Genomic DNA, 19,845 nt, shown 5'->3' with positions numbered 1-19,845 from the left:
TGATGACGGTACAATTACCGATTCGTGTTCGAAATATTATTTTTATCTTGATAGGTTCTTTTATTTTTGCATTCGGCGTTTATCACTTCAACGTCCAAAACAATTTGGCCGAGGGTGGGTTCACCGGGATCACATTGATCCTCCGTGGACTGTTTGATATATCACCTTCTGTCACGAACTTGGCATTAAACATCCCACTCTTTTTCATGAGTTACAAGTTGTTAGGTCGCACGACCTTCATCTATACGCTCATCGGGACATTCTCTTTTTCAATTTGGTATGCACTCATCGCCAAGTACTCGACGCTCGTCATCGATTTGACAGATGACATGGTGCTCGCAAGTCTGTTCGCCGGTCTCTTCATCGGGGTCGGGCTTGGCATCATCTTCAACAATGGCGGGACGACGGGCGGCGTCGATATCATCGCACGACTCGTACAACGCTATTTCGGATGGTCGATCGGGAAGACGTTTCTCATCTTTGACTTCTTTGTCATCGTCCTCAGTTTGACGTACCTCGACATTCGTGAGGCGATGTACACGCTTCTCGCCGTCTATATCGGGGCACGCGTCATCGACTCGATGCAAGAAGGAACGTATGCCGGTAAAGCGGCGATGATCATCAGTGACCACCGCACTGCCATTGCGGATGGTATTCATGCGACGATGAACCGCGGCACGACCCGACTGCTCGCGAAAGGCGGTTATTCGAACCGAGAACTCGAGGTCTTATATGTCGTCGTCGGCCGTAACGAAGTGAACCGTTTGAAGACAATCGTCAAACAAATCGACCCGCATGCGTTCGTCACGTTCCATCACGTGTATGAAGTCGGGGGCGAAGGCTTTACGTTCGATGAAAATCGGATGCCTTTGAAATAAGCAAAAAAATCGCCTCGTTCACAGGGATGAACGGGCGATTTTTTATGGTTCGATGTGGAGCACCTCGACTTGAATCGTACCTCCTGGCGTTTCGATTTGAATTGTTTGACCAATTGTCGCACCCATCAAACGACGACCGAGTGGCGATGTCACGGATATGCTTCCTCGTTCTATATCCGCTTCTGCCTCACTCACGATTCGATAGCGCTCGGTCTCTTCTTGTTGCATTTCCCGAATCACGACCTGATTTCCGAACGTCACGACTTCCGAACGTTCCGATATAACGATGATCGCGTCATCAAGGAGGTGATTCAGTTCTAAAATATCCGCCTCGATCCGTTCATATTCATGTACCGCTTCACGATAGGTAACGTCTTCACGGAAATCACAAAATTTTCGAGCCGTCCGTATCCGTTTACGCGCATCCGTTCGCTCTTTTTTTAGCCTCACAAGTCGATTTGTCAATTGGTGATGACCTGTCTCTGTCAGTTGCGGTTTCATTGACAACAATTCCTTTCGTCAAAAAATTAAAAAATCCCGCCTACCGACGGGATTCCATTCAATCCTATTCATCACGCGGCATAAAGACGATGAGTGCCAAGCGAATAAGTTCGGCAACCGCAACGAGCGTTGCAGCGACGTAAGTCCAAGCCGCGGCATTCAACACTTTACGTGCACCTGTCTCTTCTGTCGCCGTCACGATTCCGTGAGACGTCAATTGCGCCATCGCTCGTTTCGATGCATCGAACTCGACCGGTAACGTGATCAACTGGAACACGACCGCCCCGAGCATCATGATGACACCGAGTTGAGCCAACCCGAGTGCCCCGAATAAGAATCCTCCGAGTAACAATGGGAACGACAAGTTCGACGTGATGTTGACGACCGGAACAAGGCTGTGGCGGACGCGCATCATCTTATAGTCTGTCGCATCTTGAATGACGTGACCGATCTCGTGCGCAGCAATCGCGGCAGACGAGATTGTCGACCCTTGATACACTTCGCGAGACAAACGAACGACTTTATTGACCGGGTCATAGTGGTCGCTCATGAGTCCGTCGACCATTTCGATTCTCACGTTGTGCACACCGTTTTGTTTCATGATGAAATCAGCGACTTGTGCACCTGTGACACCGCTTTGGAGCGGTTGTTTCAAAAACTGCTTATACGTACTTTTCACTCGCATCTGGGCCCATAGGGGGATGAGCATGATCAGTGCAAGATAGAAAATATAGCCACCTAATGACATTTTCTATTTCACCTCTGAATGTATTTGATAATTTGATTTTACATTCTTATGACCTTATTTTCAAGCGATGGACGTAGGACGAAGGCATATCCCATAAAAAAACATAATCCTGTCAACCAAAAGGAGCCGTAGCCGATCCACATGATGTGTTCTGCCAGTGACGGATAACGTGGCCATTGACCGAGTACATAATCGACGACGTCATTATGAATTACCCAAATCAGCGTACATACAAACGAGGTGACCGTCCATTTCATGAATGGCGCGTAGATGAGCGCCTGTAAGGCCATTGCACCGTGAGAGACCATCAACATGACGGCCATCAAGATGGTCAAGGTCGGCGCATCCGGTGGTAACGTGCCCAAATACATGATGTTCATAATCACGGCCCAGACCCCGTATTTAATCAACGTGATGAAGGCCAGCGTCTCGAACAACGGAGAGCGCTTGTTAGCTAACCAAAGTCCGAGGACAATCGTAAAGAAGAATGATGCTGTCGGACTATCCGGTACGAACAGCCAATAGATGTACGGTGTGTCACGTAATTGAGGCTCGTACCAGATATACCCGTAAATCGTCCCTCCCAAGTTGATGATCAATAGAATAGTCAATACAATCCGATGCATCAAGAACGGTTTTAAAAACATGGGGTTCATTGTCTCAATCCTTTTTCTTCAGTTTATCGTATGCGTCGTGCAGAAGTAAAAAAGTGTAGCCCGATATTCAGGCTACACTTGATGACTTACTTGTTATTTTCGCCGCCTTCACCGTATGAAGCGATGAACTCAGACATGGCTTGGAGATCTTCATCTGAACCATCCCACTGACCAGCTGGCATCGTACCGACACCGTTGACCGCGATTTCCGCGATTTCTTCAGCCGTATACTGTGTGCCGACGAGTGCTGGAGCCGCTGCTCCACCTTCTAGGTTTTGACCGTGACAGTTGACGCAAGATTGAGCTGAATAAATCTCATATCCTGGAGCCGCTGTATCGATTTCAGGACCTTCACCTGGAATTTGAAGCTCACCTTGTGCATGGACTTGATCCCAGTGTGTCGTTTGAACAGATTCCCAAGTCAAGTAGAAGACCGAGAGAATTCCAAGTAACATGAAACTGATCGCGACTGGACGTTTCGCCGGTCGACGCTCGAGACCTTGGTCAAGCCATGGTGCAACGAGAAGTGCCGTGAACGCCAAGCCTGGAATAATGACTGTACCAAGTAAGATCCAGTCCCCAGCAGCGAATTGATATTTGAGTAATTGATACAAGAACAAGAAATACCAGTCCGGCAACGGAATGTATGACGTGTTCGTTGGATCGGCGATATTTTGAAGCGGTGGTGCTTCGACAATTGTCAAAGCGATGAATCCGATCAAGAAGACCGATCCTACCATCCACTCTTTAAGCAAGAAGTTCGGCCAGAACGCCTCTGTGCGTCCTGGGTATTCTGAATAGTCTTTTGCAATGTTTTGTTTCCGATTCGAGATTCCTACTCGAGAGTCGGTTACAAATTTCATCCCTTTACCGCGATGCATATCGTTTCTCCTCCTTTTTCTCCTCGAATCGGCTTATAGCGGTCCAGAAACCCCTTGTTTACGAATCATCAAGAAGTGGGCTCCCAACAGTCCGAACAATGCCGCCGGTAAGAAGAAGACGTGAATTGCGAAGAATCGTGCGAGTGTGCTCGCCCCGACAATCTCACCACCAGCGAGAAGTGTCTTCGCAATACCACCGATAACCGGTACACTTTCAGCGATTTGAAGCGTAACTTTCGTTGCGAACAATGCCTTCATGTCCCATGGAAGCAAGTATCCTGTGAGTCCGAGCGCCAAGACGACGAAGAACAAGAGAACACCAACGACCCAGTTGAGCTCACGTGGCTTCTTATACGATCCCGTGAAGAACACGCGGAGCGTATGTAAGAATAACATGACGATCGCTACAGATGCGCCCCAGTGGTGCATCCCACGAACGATTTGTCCGTGTGCGATCTCATTTTGCAAATAATACACCGACGCGTGCGCGTTGATGATATCTGGTACGTAATACATCGTCAAGAACATCCCTGAAAGGATCTGGATGACGATTGTAAAGAACGTCAAACCGCCAAAACAATAGACAAATGCAGAGAAGTGATGAGCAGGGTTGACGTGTTCCGGTACTTCATGGTCTGCGATATCGCGCCAGAGCGGTGTGATGTCTACGCGTTCATCGACCCAGTCATAAATTTTTTGTAACATCGGCTAGTTCCCCCTCTCATTACTGAGCGACTGGACTACCTAAATATAGGAAGCCGTCTTTTTCTTCTTTTTCATAACGTGCAAGTGGTGCTGTCGGCGGTGTACCTGGAATGTTCGTTCCATCTTTTTCGTAACGTCCCAAGTGACACGGACAGAAGAATTCTTGTGGACGAGTCGGATCACCAGCGAATGCCACCTGACAGCCAAGGTGTGTACAAATCGGAGAAAGTGCGATGATCTCGCCACTATCTGTTTTGTAAACCCATGCTGAAAGCGTTTCTTCAAATTCATACCAAGCATCTTGTGTTTGTTTCTTAAAGTCGACACGTTGCGGCTCAGTCGTGATGTCATCAAGACTCATTACTTTTACTTTGTCGCCTGCACCAGTTTTTTTCAAAACCGGATCGATCGCAAAGTTGACCATCGGACTGATCAATGTTGCCGCCATAAAGCCACCTACTCCAGTCAGTGTGTACGTTAAGAACTGACGGCGCGTGACTTTTGACCCATTTTGAGCCATTTCGTTCCCCCCTCATTCGTGTGCATAACCCCATAATTCTTTATGCATTCTTCACAAAAATTTCTCACTCAACAAAATAGTATATCAATAAAACCTCTACGTCAACCGCTTCATGTCGCCATCCAACGGCTCGAAAGTTCCGTGATGACTTGTGTCGCAAAATTCTGGACCATCGTGTGCGCTTGATCGCTTGACATCGATCCAAGCGCGAGCGGCGGTACGAACAAAACCGGCAAATCAAATGCTTTGAAACGGACGTCTGACGCGATAAACAATACGTGAGAAAATCCAGATGAATTTGCTTTCGCCACCACATCCTGCGCCAATTTCACACCAGCTTCCACATCGGTGTAACTGATGGTCGGGCTGAGCATCGTTCGACCAGATAATTGACGTTCTGTCTCGGCCGTGACGGCATGAATCACTTCATAGCTTTCGGCTTTGCGAACCATATCCTCACCAAACGCCAATTCTGCGAGCGGAACGATGAGCGTATCGACGTATTGTCGTTCGGCAATCGAGCGGAGTGCCCCTTGACTATCGAACCTCATCTTTTCCCTCCTCTCCTTCATATCTCATCATGTCTATTGTAGCGTACATGACTTCGCTCACCTTTCAAAGTTATGAACGAACTGTGAAATAATTGTGTATTCCTACGTAATTAATATACCAAAAAACAAGCGCCTACCGGAACGGAAGCGCTTGTTTTTTTCAAAATAATTTAGATGATCGCACTTGATGAAGTTGAGTCGTCAGATTACGAAATAAATTTTCGTCCCGTCGATCGAGCGCCTTATCGATTTCAATCAGCAATCGTTCTTCTTCAAATTGAGCAACCGATGCTTGAATGATCGTTTGAGCAGAAGACGAGACTTCATCTCTCACTTCTGCCACCGGTTCAAACGGATTCTGTTCGACGATGTCGACCCAGTTCTCATCGATCATCATGCCTTGAAAATTTAACTCTACATAGATTGGCCCATCGTGTAGACGGATGTCATGATAAGCCTTCTCAGGATTCATGGTCACAAGGTCTCCCCGTCGGTATCGAAACGGTTCACCGTCAAACCCGTACGCTGTCATCACGAGACTACGTGGTGAGACCGAAGCGTTTGTCACGAAATGAACGTTGCCAAGCTTTTCAGGATGTCTTAACCAATAGTCAAGAATCCACTTTGCTTCACGTTTCCGAAGCGTATGATGAGCGACGAATCGCTTCAAAAAATTACGTTTCCGCTCGACCATCTGACCTCATTCCCTTCCCTTATTCATTCTACTTATTCATTCTACGTCATCAGACAATTGTTCGAGCTGTTCTTCGAGCGCTTGGCGATCATCGAGGTCGACAACCAATGCAAGCGATTGCTCGACCACACGTCGCGCGTCTTGTCTACGACCTTCCTCTATCAACAGTGTAGCCCATTCCGTCACAAATGACACGTCCTCTTTCATCATCGGTTCAATTGAGGCATATAGACTGACCGCTTCGTCGTACGCTTCGAGCTCATATTTCGCCTTCGCCTTATACCATGTCATGAGCGGCGACGTCGCATGATCTTCGAGTGCATCGATGGTTTCGAGAACATCATCGAATTCTCCTGCTTCAAATAAAATCGATAAGAGCAATTCGGTCGCTTGTAACGACTCTGGATTTAACACGAGCGCCTCACGAAGTTCTTTAATGGCACCGTCCCGATTTCCGAGTTTGAGAAGCAGTCTTGCTTTGACGTGGCGTAGTTCATCATTATAATCGTCGCGCGTGATACCTTGATCGACGATCTCAATAGCCTCTTCTGTTTGCCCGATTGCATCGAGTGCCTCGGTATAGGGCAAGTAGAGCGACGTGAAGTCTGGGTCCATCGCCTGAAGCTCTTTGAACTGCTTGATCGCCACTTCCTCACGTCCGATCCGATGAGCCGTCATCGCATGACCGAAGACGGTGTTCAAATCGCGATGTGTGGCCCGCTCATATTCTTCGAGCGCCTCTTCAAACGATCCGACCATCGTGAGGGCCTCCGCGTAATCCGCTTGATAGTCGATTTCAACCGGCAACTTCATCTTTGGAAGTCGCGCATACAGTGGAATGGCTTGTTCAAATGAACCGGTAGAGGCATACAATTCAGCCAATCCATAGATGAGTAAAGGTTCATCCGGATTCTTCTCGAGCGCCTCCATCAGTTTCTTCACTGCCACTTCATCCAATCCTTGCGATTGATACAGATCAGCGAGGAGGACGAGGCTCCTCACTTGCGTATCCGCGTCATCCGATTTGATTTTTTCAAGCACGGCAATCGCTTCCTCTTCACGGTCACTATCCAAGTACGCTTCCGCCAGCGATAGGGCGACATTCGGGTCTCCCTCATAGTCGACGTATAGTTTTGAGAGAACGGCTGTCGCCCGGTCGGCAAGACCTAACTCTAAATAGAGGTCGGCGATGGCTAAACGGTCATCATCCGACCCTTCCTTCTCAAGTTCTTCTAGATGCATGAGTGCATGTTCCGTCTCACCTGACTCAAGCATCTCGATTATATGTGTTAAAGCTGATTCATCTAGCATGGTTCGTCCTCCTGGGCTTCGGTTTGTCGTTATTCTATCTTACGTTGAACCCGTTGTAAATCTTCACGGAATCGAGGATAACTGACATCGGATGCCTCGATCCCCTCGATGTGAACGGCTTCATCGGTCATGAGTGACGCAATCTGTAACATCATGGACAAGCGATGGTCTCCGTAAGTCGAGACATCTCCTCCATGAAGGCGACTCGGATTGACGATGAATCCGTCCTCAGTGCCGACGATGTCCACACCTAACTTCCGTAGTTCCGAGACGACCACGTCAATCCGGTCAGTTTCTTTCACGCGCAGTTCCGCTGCGTCTTTCACGATGGACGGTGAATTCGCTTGAGAGGCGACGAGTGCGAACAGTGGTAATTCATCAATCTGTGAAGGAATTAAATCCTTTTCGACGACTGTGCCGGTTAGCTCACTCGTCGTGACCGTGACGTCTCCGACTCGTTCTTCACCGACCAATCGTTCGTTCGAAATGACGACATTCGCACCCATCCGTTCGAGCGTACGTAAAAATCCAATCCGTGTCTCATTCAAACAGACGTCCTTCGTCATAACTGAACTGTCTGCCACCATGGCCGCCCCTGCCCAGAAAAACGCAGCCGATGACGGGTCTGCCGGTACGTCGACCGTACATCCTGTCAATGACGAGGGTTCGACACGGATGACGCGTAACCCTTCCTCGTTTACAATCGATAGCTTCGCACCAAACAGGGGCAACATGCGCTCGGTATGGTCACGTGACAACATCGGTTCTCGAACAATCGTTGTACCCGAGGCATGTAAGCCCGCGAGCAGGACGGCCGACTTCACTTGGGCGCTTGCGACCGGTAACGTATAGTCAATGGATCGAAGCGTCGTTCCTTCGATGACGAGGGGTGCCATATCCCCTGTCACGTGTGCGCCCATGTTTCGTAAAGGCTCAGTAACGCGTCGCATCGGACGCCGGGATAACGATTCATCGCCTACGAGTTCAAACGACCCATTATAGCTGGACAAGAGACCGATCAGTAGGCGCATCGTCGTACCTGAATTCCCACAGTCTAGACGTGCCGAGCGCGGAGACGCAGTCCCCTTAATGACTAGTTCGTCTTGCAGTTCTGTCACGTCGGCTCCAAGTGATAGAATCACCTCGAGCGTCGAACGACAATCGGCACCGAGGAGTGGATTCCGCACGTGCGTCGTCCCGTTCGCCATCATCCCGAATAACAGTGCCCGATGTGTGATGGATTTATCACTCGGTACACGGATAGAACCGTTTAAACTCATCGTTCCCACCATCCTTTCATCTGTTCAAACGTATGTCGAAGATGTTCGAGCTGTACCGACTCCACAGTGATCGTTTCACGAAGTAACACAAAACGAATTACACCATGTCGGTTCTTTTTATCCAGCATCATTTTTTCCACGTAGTGGTCGAATGGTTGCCAATCGATTGGCGTGACGTCGTTCGAACGCATCCAATTGAACAATCGCTTCGCTCGAACTTCATCTCCTGACACGAGGAAAGCGAACACCATCCCGTGTAAAACCGCTTCCCCATGTGGGATACGATAGGCTTCCACCGATTCAAGGGCATGACCGAACGTATGCCCGAAGTTAAGCCAAGCACGAATGCCTTGTTCTCGCTCGTCCGTCTCGACAATGGTTTGTTTCACTCGAATCCCACGGGCAAGCCACGACACCCAATCCAATCGCTCATTCTCGTTCAAGTCTAAAAACAAGTCGTCCTCGAAAGAAGATTCGAGGACGTAACGTGATAAGTACGCATGTTTCAATAACTCACCGAGACCGCTTCGCACTTCCTGGACGGGCAAGGTATTCAGTCGACTGACGTTGTAATAGACGCCTGACGGTTGATAGAATGAACCGATTGCATTTTTCGCAAAGGGGTGATTGACTGCCACTTTGCCTCCGACAGCCGAATCGTGAGCCAAAATCGTCGTTGGCACTTGTATGTATGGAACGCCTCGCATGTAGACACTTGCTAGAAAACCAGCCAAGTCGCCGATCATTCCACCGCCAAAGGCGACAATCAGTGTTTGGCGGTCACATCCGTGGCGCAACCCTTCTGCGACAAGCTGCTCGAGCTGAGATAGCGATTTCGACGCATCACCTGCTTCGACGACGGACGAGACGACGTGGGAATGGGTCAGATTCAACGTAGAACGGAACGACTCTCCGTAAAGAGACTCGACATGTTTATCCGTAACGACCCATAGCATCGAATAACTAGACCAATCAACTGAATCGATCCAACAATCCTGATTGTCCAAGACGACTTCGTATGGGATCGATGCTGAGATTGAAATCGTTACCATATTCGCAACTCCTCCCGATACTCATCGACCCGATGTTTGATTCGTTCCATCGTGTCGTGCCCGAACGTCTCACAAACTTCCTTCGCGACTTCAAATGCGATGACTGCCTCAACGACGAGGGAAGCGGCAGGCACAGCGCACGAGTCACTCCGCTCGATTTGAGCTAAAAATGCCTCTTTCGTATCGATATCGACCGATTGTAAGGGTTTATAGAGCGTAGGAATGGGTTTCATGACGGCTGAACAAAGGATTGGCATCCCCGTAGTCATGCCCCCCTCAAATCCACCGAGATGGTTACTGAGTCGCGTATACCCATCATCCCCGTATGCGATCGGGTCCATCACTTCAGAACCCGGGCGATACGCCATTTCAAACCCTTCACCGAATTCAACACCTTTAAATGCGTTGACACTCATGACCGCTTGTGCGATTTTAGCATCCAGTTTACGGTCGTACTGCACATACGAGCCAAGTCCCGGTACAACACCATGTACTTCTGTACACACGATTCCACCAATCGAGTCTCCATTTGCCTTGGCCTCATCGATTCGACGCATCATCCGCAACGCGGCCTCTTCATCTAACGTACGTACCGGTGAGGCATCAACGACCGCTTGTGCTTCTTGAAGCGAATCAAATGTGCACGACTCCGCCCGTTCCCCACCAATCACTTTGACATAACTAAAGAGGGATACCCCGACTTGTTGAAGGAGTTGCTTACAGAAAGCCCCGACCGCTACACGAGCCGCTGTTTCTCGTGCGCTCGAGCGCTCCAATACGTCACGTAAGTCTCGATGGTCGTATTTCATCCCACCGACCAGGTCAGCATGTCCAGGTCTCGGTCGAGAGACGCGGCGTTTCACTTCGATATCGCTCTCAATCGGTTCAGCCTGCATGATGTGTTTCCAATGCGTATGGTCTTTATTCTCAATCCAAAATGTGATGGGTGCACCTGTGGTCACGCCATGCCGTATGCCCGAGCGAACTTCTACCTGATCGGACTCGATTTGCATGCGGCGCCCTCTACCGTAACCCGATTGACGTTTTTTTAACTCTGCATTGATTTGAGAAATATCTACAGAGAGTCCGGCCGGGGCCCCTTCAATGATGACCGTCAGACCGGGACCATGTGATTCACCAGCTGTCAAATAACGCATCCGATCACCTCATCCATCCATTTTTTCATAAAAGAAACTTTGCTTCATTGCATAGCCGTAACGTTTCGGTTGGAAAATTTGTTCCGTCCCACCGACAAATAGCATCCCACCTGGACGTAACGCCCGCTGGAACGACGTATATACCTTCTCTTTCGCCTCTTCAGTGAAGTAAATCAAGACATTTCGACAGACGATCAAATCAAAATTTCGTTCGTACACATCCGCTAACAAGTTATGCTTTTTAAACGTCACCAGTTGCTTGATTTCATCTGAAATATAATAGTCGTCGCCACGACGGGTAAAGTAGCGCTTCTGAAACTCCTCCGGCAAATCGATGAGCGCCCGTTCATGGTACTTTCCTTGCTTCGCTTTTTCGATGACGACATCATCTAAGTCCGTAGCCATAATTGAAAATTGAGATGGGGCAAGATGTTTCGACAACAACATGGCAAGTGAGTATGGCTCTTCTCCGGTTGAACAGGCAGCACTCCATACGCGAAGCTTCCCTTGACTCGAGCGAATCAGATGCGGGAGGATATCCTCTTCAAGCTGTTGCCAACGAATCGGGTTGCGATAAAATTCACTCACATTGATTGTCATTCGGTCGAGAAACTCTTCATAAAGTTGACGATCTGTATCCATCGCCTTCAAATACTCTAAAAACGATGCATACCCCTTCTTTTCGCGTAGTGCGACCATACGGCGCTTCATCTGCGCCTCTTTATATAAGTTCAAGTCAATACCCGACTTGATATAAAACTTTTTTACAAAGATGGCATAATCATTCATCACCAATTTCAACCTCAATTCTTTCTCATTTCCGCATTCTTGTGACCTCAGGCGATTCAAAGGGAATCAAAAAGGGACAGGTTTCCCCGTCCCTCGAAAAGTCATGAAACGTGTGAAGCCACTTCAGCGAACCAAAGTGAGAGTTCACGTTCCGCGCTATCCACACTATCAGAACCATGAATCACGTTTTGTGACATCGTCGATGCAAAATCACCGCGAATGGTTCCTGGTTGAGCATCCACCGGTTTCGTCTTCCCGATCATTAAACGAGAGACGGCCACGATGTCTTCCCCTTCCCATTCCATCGCAACGACAGGACCAGAAGTCAAAAACTCGACCAATTCACCAAAGAACGGCTTTTCTTTATGCTCTGCGTAGTGTGCCTCTGCGACCTCAACTGACGGTGTCACCATTTCGAGACGGTTCAACGTATATCCTTTGTTTTCGAAGCGTGAGATGATTTCCCCAATCAATCCACGTTTTACCCCATCAGGTTTAACCATTAAAAATGTCTTTTCCATTCCCCAAATCCCCCTAAGTCTATAAATGTGTACGTTGTACGTATTTAGTGTACACGGTCCAACACATTTTTGAAAGGGGTTACATGGGGCATTTACCATTTGCGTTTCCCAATATATTGCGCAATTTCAATTAACGACCGCTTGTCTGGAACATCCGGCAACCCGTCTAGTCGGCTGATGGCACGGTTGACGTAACGATCAATCGTCCGTTGACTGCGTTCTAACGTTCCGTTTCGTTGCACTTCCCGGACGAGAGATTTCGTCACTTCCGTATCCGTCGAGGCGTTCACTTGACGGAGGCGTTCATAAAAGTCGGAATCCTCAGATGAATATAGGAGCGGTAACGTTTTATGACCGTGCTTCAAATCTTCCCCGACCGGTTTACCGAGCTGAAAACTCTTAGCGGTAAAATCAAGCAAGTCATCCGTCATTTGAAAAGCCATACCGATGTCATATCCAAACAGACTTAATTGCCTCACGATTTGTGGAGACGCTCCAGAGATGACAGCTCCTGCCGCACAACTCGTTTCAATCAACAGAGCGGTCTTTCGCGCAATCCGATCTAAATAGCGCTTCGGTGATTGCCCCCACTCAAATTGATCTTGGATTTGATTGATTTCACCGACACAGATTCGTTCCATCGTATCTGCCATGATGCGCATCACTTCTGGTGAATCAATTTCGGATACGAGACGAATCGCTTCTCCGAATAACGTATTCCCTGTATACATCGCTACTGTTTCATCATATCGTTCCATCACGGTTGGTTTGCCACGACGGAGCATCGCGTCATCGATGACATCGTCATGGACGAGTGATGCCATATGAATCAACTCAAGACTTGAGGCAACTTTCGTCAAACGGATATCTTTCGTCTCACCAAACCCGGCGCTCAGTAAGACGAAGGCGGGTCGGATGCGCTTGCCACCGGCATCGAGTAATTGGCGCGATGCCGATTCAATGACAGGGTGGTCCGTCCTGACTCGAGTAGATAAGAATTGATCGATTTGATCAATCTCTCGGTTCATATGACGATAAAGTCGCTTCAAAGACATGGTTCACCACTTCTTTCCTAGATGCATGGCACATGCACCTCCGGAGAATGTCTTCACTTCGACTTGTTCAAACCCGGCATCTTCGAACATCCGCTTGAGAGTCAAACGATCTGGGAACTGATCGGTCGACTCCTGCAACCACTTATACTGATCGTATGAACCGGCAAAGACCTTTCCAAAAAGCGGCATGACCGTTCCAAAGTAAAAACGGTACAACTCTTTAAAAAGCGGTGCTGTCGGTTGGCTCGTCTCGAGACAAACAACCGTTCCACCTGGTTTCAAGACACGGTGCATTTCACGCAAGACCGTCATATAGTCCGGAACGTTTCGGAGTCCAAATCCGATTGTGACATAGTCAAAGGAGTTGTCACCAAACGGAAGAGCCATCGCATTTCCATGAAGCAATTCGATGTTCGGCCAAGATTTGACCTTTTCCTCTCCCACTTTTAGCATGTTCTCTGAAAAATCGAGTCCTTTCACAACTCCCGTGTTTCCGGCAGCATCCGCTAATTGAATCGTCCAGTCAGCAGTCCCGCAACAAACGTCTAAACATTTAGCCCCCGGAAAGACGTTCATTTTTTTCATCGTTGTCCGTCGCCACCATTTATGAAGTCGGAAGCTGATAATCGAGTTCATCGTATCGTAGCTCGGAGAAATGGACTGAAATACTTCGTATACTTTTTGCTCTTTTTCTATCGGTTGCAACGCGTAACATCCTTTCCGTTCTAAGCGACCGCATGCGCGAGCAACGTCGTAAGTTGCTCCTTTTGGTCTTGTCTAAGCGCTGTCGCTTTCTTTTCAATCATTCGTTTCCCGCTCGTTGTCAAATAAGGTTGTTCAATCAGTTCGGAAAGTGTTTGAATCAATCCGACGTTCGCTTCGAGCCAAACGTTCATTGAAACGTTCTTCTCAAGCAATAAGGTGCACTTCGCCGCATTGACCCGCTGTACAGACTGACCGAATCGATCACTGTATGATGATGGAAAGTCCGTCAAGATTTTATAAAACTGAGCCGATGCAAAGTCCCCGGCGAGCACTTTTAATTGGCGTGCCAAAGATCCGTTCGGGCTGCTGTTTACTTGGTCGTGTAAATCAAGCGCTTGATGTGCGAAATAGGTTGCCATCACGAGTTGTCGATGCTCAATCGATTCCAAATCAATCATCTCGACCATCCAACGAAGCAATAACATGTCGACGGCTGGTACAACCTCGTGTTTCGTCAAATAGGGATGATTCATACGTGTTTCGATTTGACGAGCAAGGTCTGTGACAACGAATTCATTTGTCAACTGTTCCATGCTATCCCCCCTCGTCCACTTCATTGTCATTCTGACATAGTATAGCACATTTTTGTCACATTCACGTCATTCGAACTCGTAAACCCAACAAAAAAAGCCGCCTTTCGGCGACTTATGTATTGCAGATTACTTGACCGCATCTTTGAGCGCTTTACCTGCTTTGAATGCAGGAACTTTGCTCGCTGGGATTTCGATATCTTCTTTTGTACGTGGGTTACGACCTTTACGGGCAGCACGCTCACGAACTTCAAAAGTACCAAAACCGATCAATTGAATTTTCTCACCGTTTTGGAGTGCTTCAGTGATTGATTCAAACGTAGCTTCTACGATTTTCGTTGCTTCTTTTTTAGAAACATCGGCTTTCTCAGTAACAGCTTGGATCAATTCAGTTTTGTTCATCACGATTCACCTCCTCTCACAGGGAGTTTACGGGATTAATCATATCGTACAAACGTTGATATGACAACATTTTTTGCATGATTTCGCGACATTCACTATCAAAACAGGTTCAGTTGTTTAAAAAAACGACTTCTCCTCGTTCATCAATTGTGTATCCTTGCGAATAAGCTGGGGCGAATGGAGCATCTTTATAGAGCAAATAACGAATGTCTTCGCCAATTTCCGGTGACTCATCCGTCTTTTGAAGCGCTTCCTTCACATCTTCTCGATAGTCTACAAACAGTTGTCCCGTGCCATCCACATAGATCGGAAGTTCACGATCTGAATAAGGACTTGGAATGGACGGCTCTTCTGTGACAAAGATTTTATCATAATCGAGCGTGAACTGATTCTTACCTAATGATCCGTCAAATGGGAACTTGCCTTCTTTTGCCCGAAATGCGTTGATGTTCGTTTGAAGTTGTTGCAACCGCTCAGACACACGCAAATCGATCAGCTTCACGGTCGGTTCCGTCTCGACATCGACGAGGATATATTGGAACAACCCGCCACCTTCGAAACTATTCGCCGGTGGGTCCGCTAAATAGCCAGGCACGAGACGAGCGAATTCAACTGGGTAACGCTCCATGAGAGGCGTTTCTGCTGGTTTCGTTTTGATTGGCAATACCCCAGATTGCTCACGATAGGCATTGACCGCACTTTGTACCGTATTCAATTGATCTTCGTACGGGATATTGTTGGCCCGCTCTGATTCAGGAAACATACATCCCGCTAACAGTGTCGTCAAAACCAGACTGATAGCGACAATCTTTTTTTTCATCACGTTTATCCTCCAGTCGGTCCTGAGACGACGACAAAAATCATAATTACAGTCCCAAATAAGAAAATGATGAAAGCAATCAGTCTGACGAGCGTGGCGAACCAACCGCTCAGTTTCGTATGACTGAGTGCGACCATTAATGCAGCGATGGCGAAAGCTCCGATCCCTGCGAATGATATCCACATTTTGATGAGTGACGGTGTCACGTCTATCCCCCTACTTTCTCTATGTTCTCCAGACTTCAAGTTTAGCAAAAAAAAGCGAGGAACTGAACGAAAACGTCAGTTCCTCTCTCAATCTGTCTATTCTTCAAAATGAAAAACTTGTTCCATCTCGTGTTTTTGCGGGCGTCTCATCAATTTTTTCACTTCATCATGAGGACTCTTCCCTTCAAACAACACGTTATAGAGAGCCTCTGTGATCGGCATCTCCACACCCGCTTCTTTGGCGAGGGAATGGGCTGCTTCACAGGCACGGACGCCTTCGACGACCATTCCCATGTTCCCGAGAACGTCTTCTAATTTTTCACCACGACCGATGGCGTTACCAGCTCGCCAGTTACGGCTATGTTGTGACGTCGCCGTCACAATCAAGTCTCCGATCCCTGTCAATCCTGAGAACGAGGCAGGGTTCGCTCCAAGCTTCACGCCAAGTCGAGCAATTTCGACAATCCCACGAGTCATGAGGGCAGCTTTCGCGTTGTCCCCATAACCAAGCCCATCCGTCATACCCGCCGCTAGGGCGATGATATTTTTCAGTGCTCCACCGTACTCGGCTCCTACGACATCAGAATTCAAGTACACGCGGAACTGATCGTTTGTGAGGAGCTCCTGCACTTCATCCGCGACATCAAGGTCGGCACATGCGATTGTGATGGTCGTCGGTTTACGGACCGCAACCTCTTCAGCATGAGTCGGTCCAGTTAATACACCGATTGCCCGACGCTTAGAAGGATCGATTTCTTCGGCGATGATTTCTGAAAGGCGCTTATGCGTTTTTGGTTCGATCCCCTTCGCGGCATGAACGATGGTGACAGGTTCCGTCAACAATGTGTTCAATTCCTTTGAGACAGGACGAATCGCCGAACTCGGGACGACGAGAAAGACGATACTTCGACCGTCTAACGCTTCTTTCAAGTTCGTCGTCGCACGAATTGAGTCAGGTAATGGCGCGTCTTTCAAATAAAACGAGTTCGTATGTGACGAATTGATTTCATCCACATGTTCTTGTTCACGTCCATAGAGCAGGACATCATGGCCATTATCCGCTAACACGAGCGAGATGGCCGTTCCCCAGCTCCCCGCTCCGATGACAGCTACGTTTGCCATAAGTGGCACCCCCGTTATTAGTTTTTCTGACGAGCCACGATGTGAATCGGTGTCCCGGTGAAGTCAAATGCTTTACGGATTTGATTCTCTAAATAACGTTTATACGAAAAATGCAACAACTCAGGATCGTTGACAAACAAGACGAACGTCGGCGGCTCGATGGCCACTTGAGTTGCGTAGTTGATCTTCAATCGTTGTCCTTTATCCGTCGGTGTCGGGTTCATCGCGACTGCATCGACGATGACATCGTTCAATACGCTCGTCGAGATACGACGGCGATGTGTTTCTGCCACTTGTTTGATGACAGGCAACAATGTCTGCAAGCGTTTTGACGTGAGCGCTGATAAGAAGACAACCGGCGCATAGTCGAGGAATAAGAATTCTTGACGAATCTTCTCTTCCATCTTCTTCATCGTCTTATCATCTTTTTCGACGGCATCCCATTTATTGACGACGATGACAATCGCCTTCCCGGCTTCATGCGCGAGACCTGCGACACGCTTGTCTTGCTCGATGATTCCTTCTTCCCCGTCGAGGACGACGAGAACCACGTTCGAGCGTTCAATCGCCTTTTGTGCGCGCATGACACTATAGCGCTCTGTCGATTCATATACTTTTCCGCGTTTACGCATACCTGCCGTATCGATGATGACGTACTCTTGTCCGTCACGTGTGAACGGTGTATCAATCGCATCGCGAGTCGTACCCGCAATGTTTGAAACGATGACACGCTCTTCACCGAGGATTGAGTTCGTCAAGCTTGATTTCCCTACGTTCGGGCGACCGATCAATGAGAACTGAATCACGTCTTCGTTGTATTCGTACTCGTCTTTTTCTGGAGCGAGTTCAAATACTTGGTCTAACAAGTCACCGAGTCCTAACCCGTGCGTACCCGAAATCGGGAACGGATCTCCGAATCCGAGGGAATAAAACTCATACATGAGATCTCGCATTTCAAAGTTATCGACTTTGTTGACGGCAAGAACGATCGGTTTATTCGAACGGAACAACAAGTTCGCAACCTCTTCATCAGCCGCCGTGATACCTTCACGTCCATTCACCATGAAGATGATGACGTCCGCTTCATCGATGGCGAGTTCCGCCTGATGACGCATTTGAACGAGCAACGGCTCGTCCCCTACTTCGATCCCACCTGTATCGATTAAATGGAACTTACGGTTGAGCCACTCTCCTGTTCCGTAAATACGGTCACGTGTGACACCCGGTTTATCATCGACGATCGAGACACGATCACCGATGATACGGTTAAAAATTGTGGATTTTCCGATATTCGGACGGCCAACGATGGCCACTACTGGAATTCCCATAACAACACCTCACTAACTTTCTATCAAAATTTCATCATTTCATCATTTCGAAACGCAACTTACCTATCATATCACAGGCAAAATTAAGTGACCATACAAAAAGAAGCGGGAGCATGACTCCCGCTTGAACGATCATCTTATTTAGAGTCGTCCGAAGAATCATCACCTGTCAATTCCGAGACAGAGAATCCTCCTTGGTCGCTATATTCATCAAGTAACGCTTGATCATCATCTTGACGAGTCGGTTCAGATGATTCGAGCGCACGCATCGACAATGAGATTTTCTTATCATCGAGATGAACATCTAGCACCTTCACCTTCACTTCTTGGCCTTCTGACAAGACTTCAGACGGCGTCGCGATGTGACGGTTCGCAATTTGCGAGATGTGAAGCAGACCTTCCACTTGTGGTGCGACTTCGACGAACGCACCGAACGTCACGAGACGTTTGACAGTTCCTTCGATGACATCTCCCGGCTGGATCTTCCCTTCGATGGTTTCCCACGGACCAGGTTGTGTCTCTTTAATGGAAAGTTTCACTTTTTCATTATCTAAGTCGAGCCCGAGCACTTTCACTTTCACGCGGTCGCCTTCAGTTACGACGTCGCTCGGCTTCTCGACGCGGCTATGTGCCATTTCCGAGATGTGAACGAGACCGTCCACGCCACCGATATCGACGAACGCCCCAAAATCAGTTAATCGTTGGACTGTTCCTTCGATTACTTGTCCGACTTCAAGCGATTCGAGCGTTTCTGATTTCTTCGCGCTCATCTCTTCTTCGACAACTGCTTTATGTGACAAGATGACGCGATTTTTTTCGCGGTCAATCTCGACGACTTTTACGGTAATTGGGTTATTCAAGTATGACGAGAAGTCTTCGACGAAGTGACTTTCGACAAGGGATGCAGGGATAAATCCACGGATTCCAATATCGACGACAAGACCACCTTTGACCTTATCTTTCACCATCACTTCAAACACTTCACCTGATTCGAATTTTTCAACGATGCGATCCCATGCTGCTTCGGCATCGACGTCTTTTTTCGAAACGACTACTTCTTCGTCCGTGACCTTTTTCACTTTGACACGAATCTCGTCGTTCACTTGGAGTGATTCGTTTAAATCGTCTAGATGCATGCTTGATACTTCGCTAATTGGCAAAATCGCTTCGGTTTTATAACCGATATCGATCAGCGCTTGCTTATCCTCGATTTTGACGACTGTTCCGGTCACAATTTGACCACGATTAATTTCAAAATCAGGCATATCTTTCATTTCTTCGACCATTCCAACACTACCCCCTCACGATGAGTACAAAAAGGAGCGCCAAAGGCGCTTACACCTAGTATAAATCTCTTATAATTCCGAGAATTT

General features: G+C 48.0%; 24 protein-coding genes. 1 reads left to right on the top strand and 23 read right to left on the bottom strand.

Features of this window, described 5'->3' with window-relative positions; all coding sequences use genetic code 11:
* The first annotated feature begins 2 nt into the window (after nt 1-2).
* A complete protein-coding gene (locus GVY43_RS02625) occupies nt 3-878 on the top strand; it encodes a YitT family protein (RefSeq protein ID WP_159562136.1) in 876 nt (291 codons plus the stop codon).
* Between the two features lie 42 nt (nt 879-920).
* Here GVY43_RS02625 and GVY43_RS02620 read toward each other — a convergent pair whose 3' ends face one another.
* The 23 genes from GVY43_RS02620 to rpsA all read right to left on the bottom strand — a co-directional run bounded on the left by GVY43_RS02620 (nt 921) and on the right by rpsA (nt 19,758).
* Entirely contained in the window at nt 921-1,379 is a 459-nt protein-coding gene (locus tag GVY43_RS02620; protein ID WP_159562135.1) for a GreA/GreB family elongation factor, read from the bottom strand.
* A 64-nt stretch (nt 1,380-1,443) separates the two neighbouring features.
* A complete protein-coding gene (locus tag GVY43_RS02615; RefSeq protein ID WP_074037177.1) occupies nt 1,444-2,127 on the bottom strand; it encodes a zinc metallopeptidase in 684 nt (227 codons plus the stop codon).
* Nucleotides 2,128-2,165: 38 nt separating this feature from the next.
* Nucleotides 2,166-2,783 carry a DUF1405 domain-containing protein gene (locus GVY43_RS02610; RefSeq protein WP_159562134.1) on the bottom strand — a complete coding sequence of 206 codons (618 nt, stop codon included), beginning with the start codon at nt 2,781-2,783 and terminating at the stop codon, nt 2,166-2,168.
* 86 nt (nt 2,784-2,869) lie between these two features.
* Nucleotides 2,870-3,664, bottom strand: a complete 795-nt coding sequence (locus GVY43_RS02605; RefSeq protein WP_015881479.1) for a menaquinol-cytochrome c reductase cytochrome b/c subunit — start codon at nt 3,662-3,664, stop codon at nt 2,870-2,872.
* A 33-nt stretch (nt 3,665-3,697) separates the two neighbouring features.
* Nucleotides 3,698-4,369 (bottom strand): menaquinol-cytochrome c reductase cytochrome b subunit, encoded by a 672-nt coding sequence (gene qcrB, locus GVY43_RS02600; RefSeq protein ID WP_015881478.1) that lies wholly within the window; start codon nt 4,367-4,369, stop codon nt 3,698-3,700.
* 19 nt (nt 4,370-4,388) lie between these two features.
* On the bottom strand, nt 4,389-4,889 hold the full coding sequence (locus tag GVY43_RS02595) for a ubiquinol-cytochrome c reductase iron-sulfur subunit (RefSeq protein WP_159562133.1): 501 nt from the start codon (nt 4,887-4,889) through the stop codon (nt 4,389-4,391).
* Between the two features lie 110 nt (nt 4,890-4,999).
* Nucleotides 5,000-5,440 (bottom strand): YpiF family protein, encoded by a 441-nt coding sequence (locus GVY43_RS02590; protein ID WP_015881476.1) that lies wholly within the window; start codon nt 5,438-5,440, stop codon nt 5,000-5,002.
* Between the two features lie 160 nt (nt 5,441-5,600).
* The gene (locus GVY43_RS02585; RefSeq protein WP_159562132.1) at nt 5,601-6,134 is read right to left on the bottom strand and encodes a ReoY family proteolytic degradation factor; all 534 of its coding nucleotides are present in this window, start codon (nt 6,132-6,134) and stop codon (nt 5,601-5,603) included.
* 36 nt (nt 6,135-6,170) lie between these two features.
* The gene (locus tag GVY43_RS02580; protein ID WP_159562131.1) at nt 6,171-7,445 is read right to left on the bottom strand and encodes a tetratricopeptide repeat protein; all 1,275 of its coding nucleotides are present in this window, start codon (nt 7,443-7,445) and stop codon (nt 6,171-6,173) included.
* A gap of 29 nt (nt 7,446-7,474) precedes the next feature.
* On the bottom strand, nt 7,475-8,725 hold the full coding sequence (gene aroA, locus GVY43_RS02575; RefSeq protein ID WP_159562130.1) for a 3-phosphoshikimate 1-carboxyvinyltransferase: 1,251 nt from the start codon (nt 8,723-8,725) through the stop codon (nt 7,475-7,477).
* Entirely contained in the window at nt 8,722-9,777 is a 1,056-nt protein-coding gene (locus GVY43_RS02570) for a 3-dehydroquinate synthase family protein (protein WP_159562129.1), read from the bottom strand. Before GVY43_RS02570 ends, aroA begins: the two co-directional genes overlap by 4 nt.
* Complete coding sequence (gene aroC, locus GVY43_RS02565) at nt 9,771-10,934, bottom strand: chorismate synthase (protein ID WP_159562128.1); 1,164 nt, start codon at nt 10,932-10,934, stop codon at nt 9,771-9,773. Before aroC ends, GVY43_RS02570 begins: the two co-directional genes overlap by 7 nt.
* Before the next feature lie 9 nt (nt 10,935-10,943).
* Entirely contained in the window at nt 10,944-11,723 is a 780-nt protein-coding gene (locus tag GVY43_RS02560) for a protein-glutamate O-methyltransferase CheR (protein ID WP_159562127.1), read from the bottom strand.
* A gap of 101 nt (nt 11,724-11,824) precedes the next feature.
* Nucleotides 11,825-12,244, bottom strand: coding sequence for a nucleoside-diphosphate kinase (gene ndk, locus GVY43_RS02555; RefSeq protein ID WP_015881469.1), 420 nt, complete (start codon nt 12,242-12,244; stop codon nt 11,825-11,827).
* Between the two features lie 92 nt (nt 12,245-12,336).
* Nucleotides 12,337-13,299: a polyprenyl synthetase family protein gene (locus GVY43_RS02550; protein ID WP_159562126.1), complete on the bottom strand. Its 963-nt coding sequence runs from the start codon at nt 13,297-13,299 to the stop codon at nt 12,337-12,339.
* A 3-nt stretch (nt 13,300-13,302) separates the two neighbouring features.
* Nucleotides 13,303-14,004 carry a demethylmenaquinone methyltransferase gene (locus tag GVY43_RS02545; protein ID WP_015881467.1) on the bottom strand — a complete coding sequence of 234 codons (702 nt, stop codon included), beginning with the start codon at nt 14,002-14,004 and terminating at the stop codon, nt 13,303-13,305.
* 20 nt (nt 14,005-14,024) lie between these two features.
* Nucleotides 14,025-14,597: a heptaprenyl diphosphate synthase component 1 gene (locus GVY43_RS02540; protein WP_015881466.1), complete on the bottom strand. Its 573-nt coding sequence runs from the start codon at nt 14,595-14,597 to the stop codon at nt 14,025-14,027.
* Between the two features lie 126 nt (nt 14,598-14,723).
* Nucleotides 14,724-14,996, bottom strand: a complete 273-nt coding sequence (locus GVY43_RS02535; RefSeq protein ID WP_015881465.1) for an HU family DNA-binding protein — start codon at nt 14,994-14,996, stop codon at nt 14,724-14,726.
* Between the two features lie 109 nt (nt 14,997-15,105).
* The gene (locus GVY43_RS02530; protein WP_159562125.1) at nt 15,106-15,816 is read right to left on the bottom strand and encodes a hypothetical protein; all 711 of its coding nucleotides are present in this window, start codon (nt 15,814-15,816) and stop codon (nt 15,106-15,108) included.
* Nucleotides 15,817-15,821: 5 nt separating this feature from the next.
* Entirely contained in the window at nt 15,822-16,022 is a 201-nt protein-coding gene (locus tag GVY43_RS02525; protein WP_015881463.1) for a DUF2768 domain-containing protein, read from the bottom strand.
* Nucleotides 16,023-16,118: 96 nt separating this feature from the next.
* Nucleotides 16,119-17,144, bottom strand: a complete 1,026-nt coding sequence (locus GVY43_RS02520; RefSeq protein WP_159562124.1) for an NAD(P)H-dependent glycerol-3-phosphate dehydrogenase — start codon at nt 17,142-17,144, stop codon at nt 16,119-16,121.
* Nucleotides 17,145-17,161: 17 nt separating this feature from the next.
* Nucleotides 17,162-18,472 carry a ribosome biogenesis GTPase Der gene (gene der, locus GVY43_RS02515; protein WP_015881461.1) on the bottom strand — a complete coding sequence of 437 codons (1,311 nt, stop codon included), beginning with the start codon at nt 18,470-18,472 and terminating at the stop codon, nt 17,162-17,164.
* A 137-nt stretch (nt 18,473-18,609) separates the two neighbouring features.
* Complete coding sequence (gene rpsA / locus GVY43_RS02510) at nt 18,610-19,758, bottom strand: 30S ribosomal protein S1 (protein ID WP_015881460.1); 1,149 nt, start codon at nt 19,756-19,758, stop codon at nt 18,610-18,612.
* Between the last annotated feature and the right edge of the window lie 87 nt (nt 19,759-19,845).

This window comes from Exiguobacterium sp. 8H (assembly GCF_902506255.1).
Lineage (GTDB): Bacteria > Bacillota > Bacilli > Exiguobacteriales > Exiguobacteriaceae > Exiguobacterium > Exiguobacterium profundum.
The sequence above is the reverse complement of the archived record's forward strand: the minus strand, read 5'-3'. Positions and strand labels throughout refer to the sequence as shown.

Bases quoted from the DNA above. Each gene is read 5' to 3' on its own strand.
- GVY43_RS02625 (WP_159562136.1), top strand. From the start codon at position 3: ATGACGGTACAATTACCGATTCGTGTTCGAAATATTATTTTTATCTTG.
- GVY43_RS02620 (WP_159562135.1), bottom strand. From the start codon at position 1,379: ATGAAACCGCAACTGACAGAGACAGGTCATCACCAATTGACAAATCGA.
- GVY43_RS02615 (WP_074037177.1), bottom strand. From the start codon at position 2,127: ATGTCATTAGGTGGCTATATTTTCTATCTTGCACTGATCATGCTCATC.
- GVY43_RS02610 (WP_159562134.1), bottom strand. From the start codon at position 2,783: ATGAACCCCATGTTTTTAAAACCGTTCTTGATGCATCGGATTGTATTG.
- GVY43_RS02605 (WP_015881479.1), bottom strand. From the start codon at position 3,664: ATGCATCGCGGTAAAGGGATGAAATTTGTAACCGACTCTCGAGTAGGA.
- qcrB (WP_015881478.1), bottom strand. From the start codon at position 4,369: ATGTTACAAAAAATTTATGACTGGGTCGATGAACGCGTAGACATCACA.
- GVY43_RS02595 (WP_159562133.1), bottom strand. From the start codon at position 4,889: ATGGCTCAAAATGGGTCAAAAGTCACGCGCCGTCAGTTCTTAACGTAC.
- GVY43_RS02590 (WP_015881476.1), bottom strand. From the start codon at position 5,440: ATGAGGTTCGATAGTCAAGGGGCACTCCGCTCGATTGCCGAACGACAA.
- GVY43_RS02585 (WP_159562132.1), bottom strand. From the start codon at position 6,134: ATGGTCGAGCGGAAACGTAATTTTTTGAAGCGATTCGTCGCTCATCAT.
- GVY43_RS02580 (WP_159562131.1), bottom strand. From the start codon at position 7,445: ATGCTAGATGAATCAGCTTTAACACATATAATCGAGATGCTTGAGTCA.
- aroA (WP_159562130.1), bottom strand. From the start codon at position 8,725: ATGAGTTTAAACGGTTCTATCCGTGTACCGAGTGATAAATCCATCACA.
- GVY43_RS02570 (WP_159562129.1), bottom strand. From the start codon at position 9,777: ATGGTAACGATTTCAATCTCAGCATCGATCCCATACGAAGTCGTCTTG.
- aroC (WP_159562128.1), bottom strand. From the start codon at position 10,934: ATGCGTTATTTGACAGCTGGTGAATCACATGGTCCCGGTCTGACGGTC.
- GVY43_RS02560 (WP_159562127.1), bottom strand. From the start codon at position 11,723: ATGAATGATTATGCCATCTTTGTAAAAAAGTTTTATATCAAGTCGGGT.
- ndk (WP_015881469.1), bottom strand. From the start codon at position 12,244: ATGGAAAAGACATTTTTAATGGTTAAACCTGATGGGGTAAAACGTGGA.
- GVY43_RS02550 (WP_159562126.1), bottom strand. From the start codon at position 13,299: ATGTCTTTGAAGCGACTTTATCGTCATATGAACCGAGAGATTGATCAA.
- GVY43_RS02540 (WP_015881466.1), bottom strand. From the start codon at position 14,597: ATGGAACAGTTGACAAATGAATTCGTTGTCACAGACCTTGCTCGTCAA.
- GVY43_RS02535 (WP_015881465.1), bottom strand. From the start codon at position 14,996: ATGAACAAAACTGAATTGATCCAAGCTGTTACTGAGAAAGCCGATGTT.
- GVY43_RS02530 (WP_159562125.1), bottom strand. From the start codon at position 15,816: ATGAAAAAAAAGATTGTCGCTATCAGTCTGGTTTTGACGACACTGTTA.
- GVY43_RS02520 (WP_159562124.1), bottom strand. From the start codon at position 17,144: ATGGCAAACGTAGCTGTCATCGGAGCGGGGAGCTGGGGAACGGCCATC.
- der (WP_015881461.1), bottom strand. From the start codon at position 18,472: ATGGGAATTCCAGTAGTGGCCATCGTTGGCCGTCCGAATATCGGAAAA.
- rpsA (WP_015881460.1), bottom strand. From the start codon at position 19,758: ATGGTCGAAGAAATGAAAGATATGCCTGATTTTGAAATTAATCGTGGT.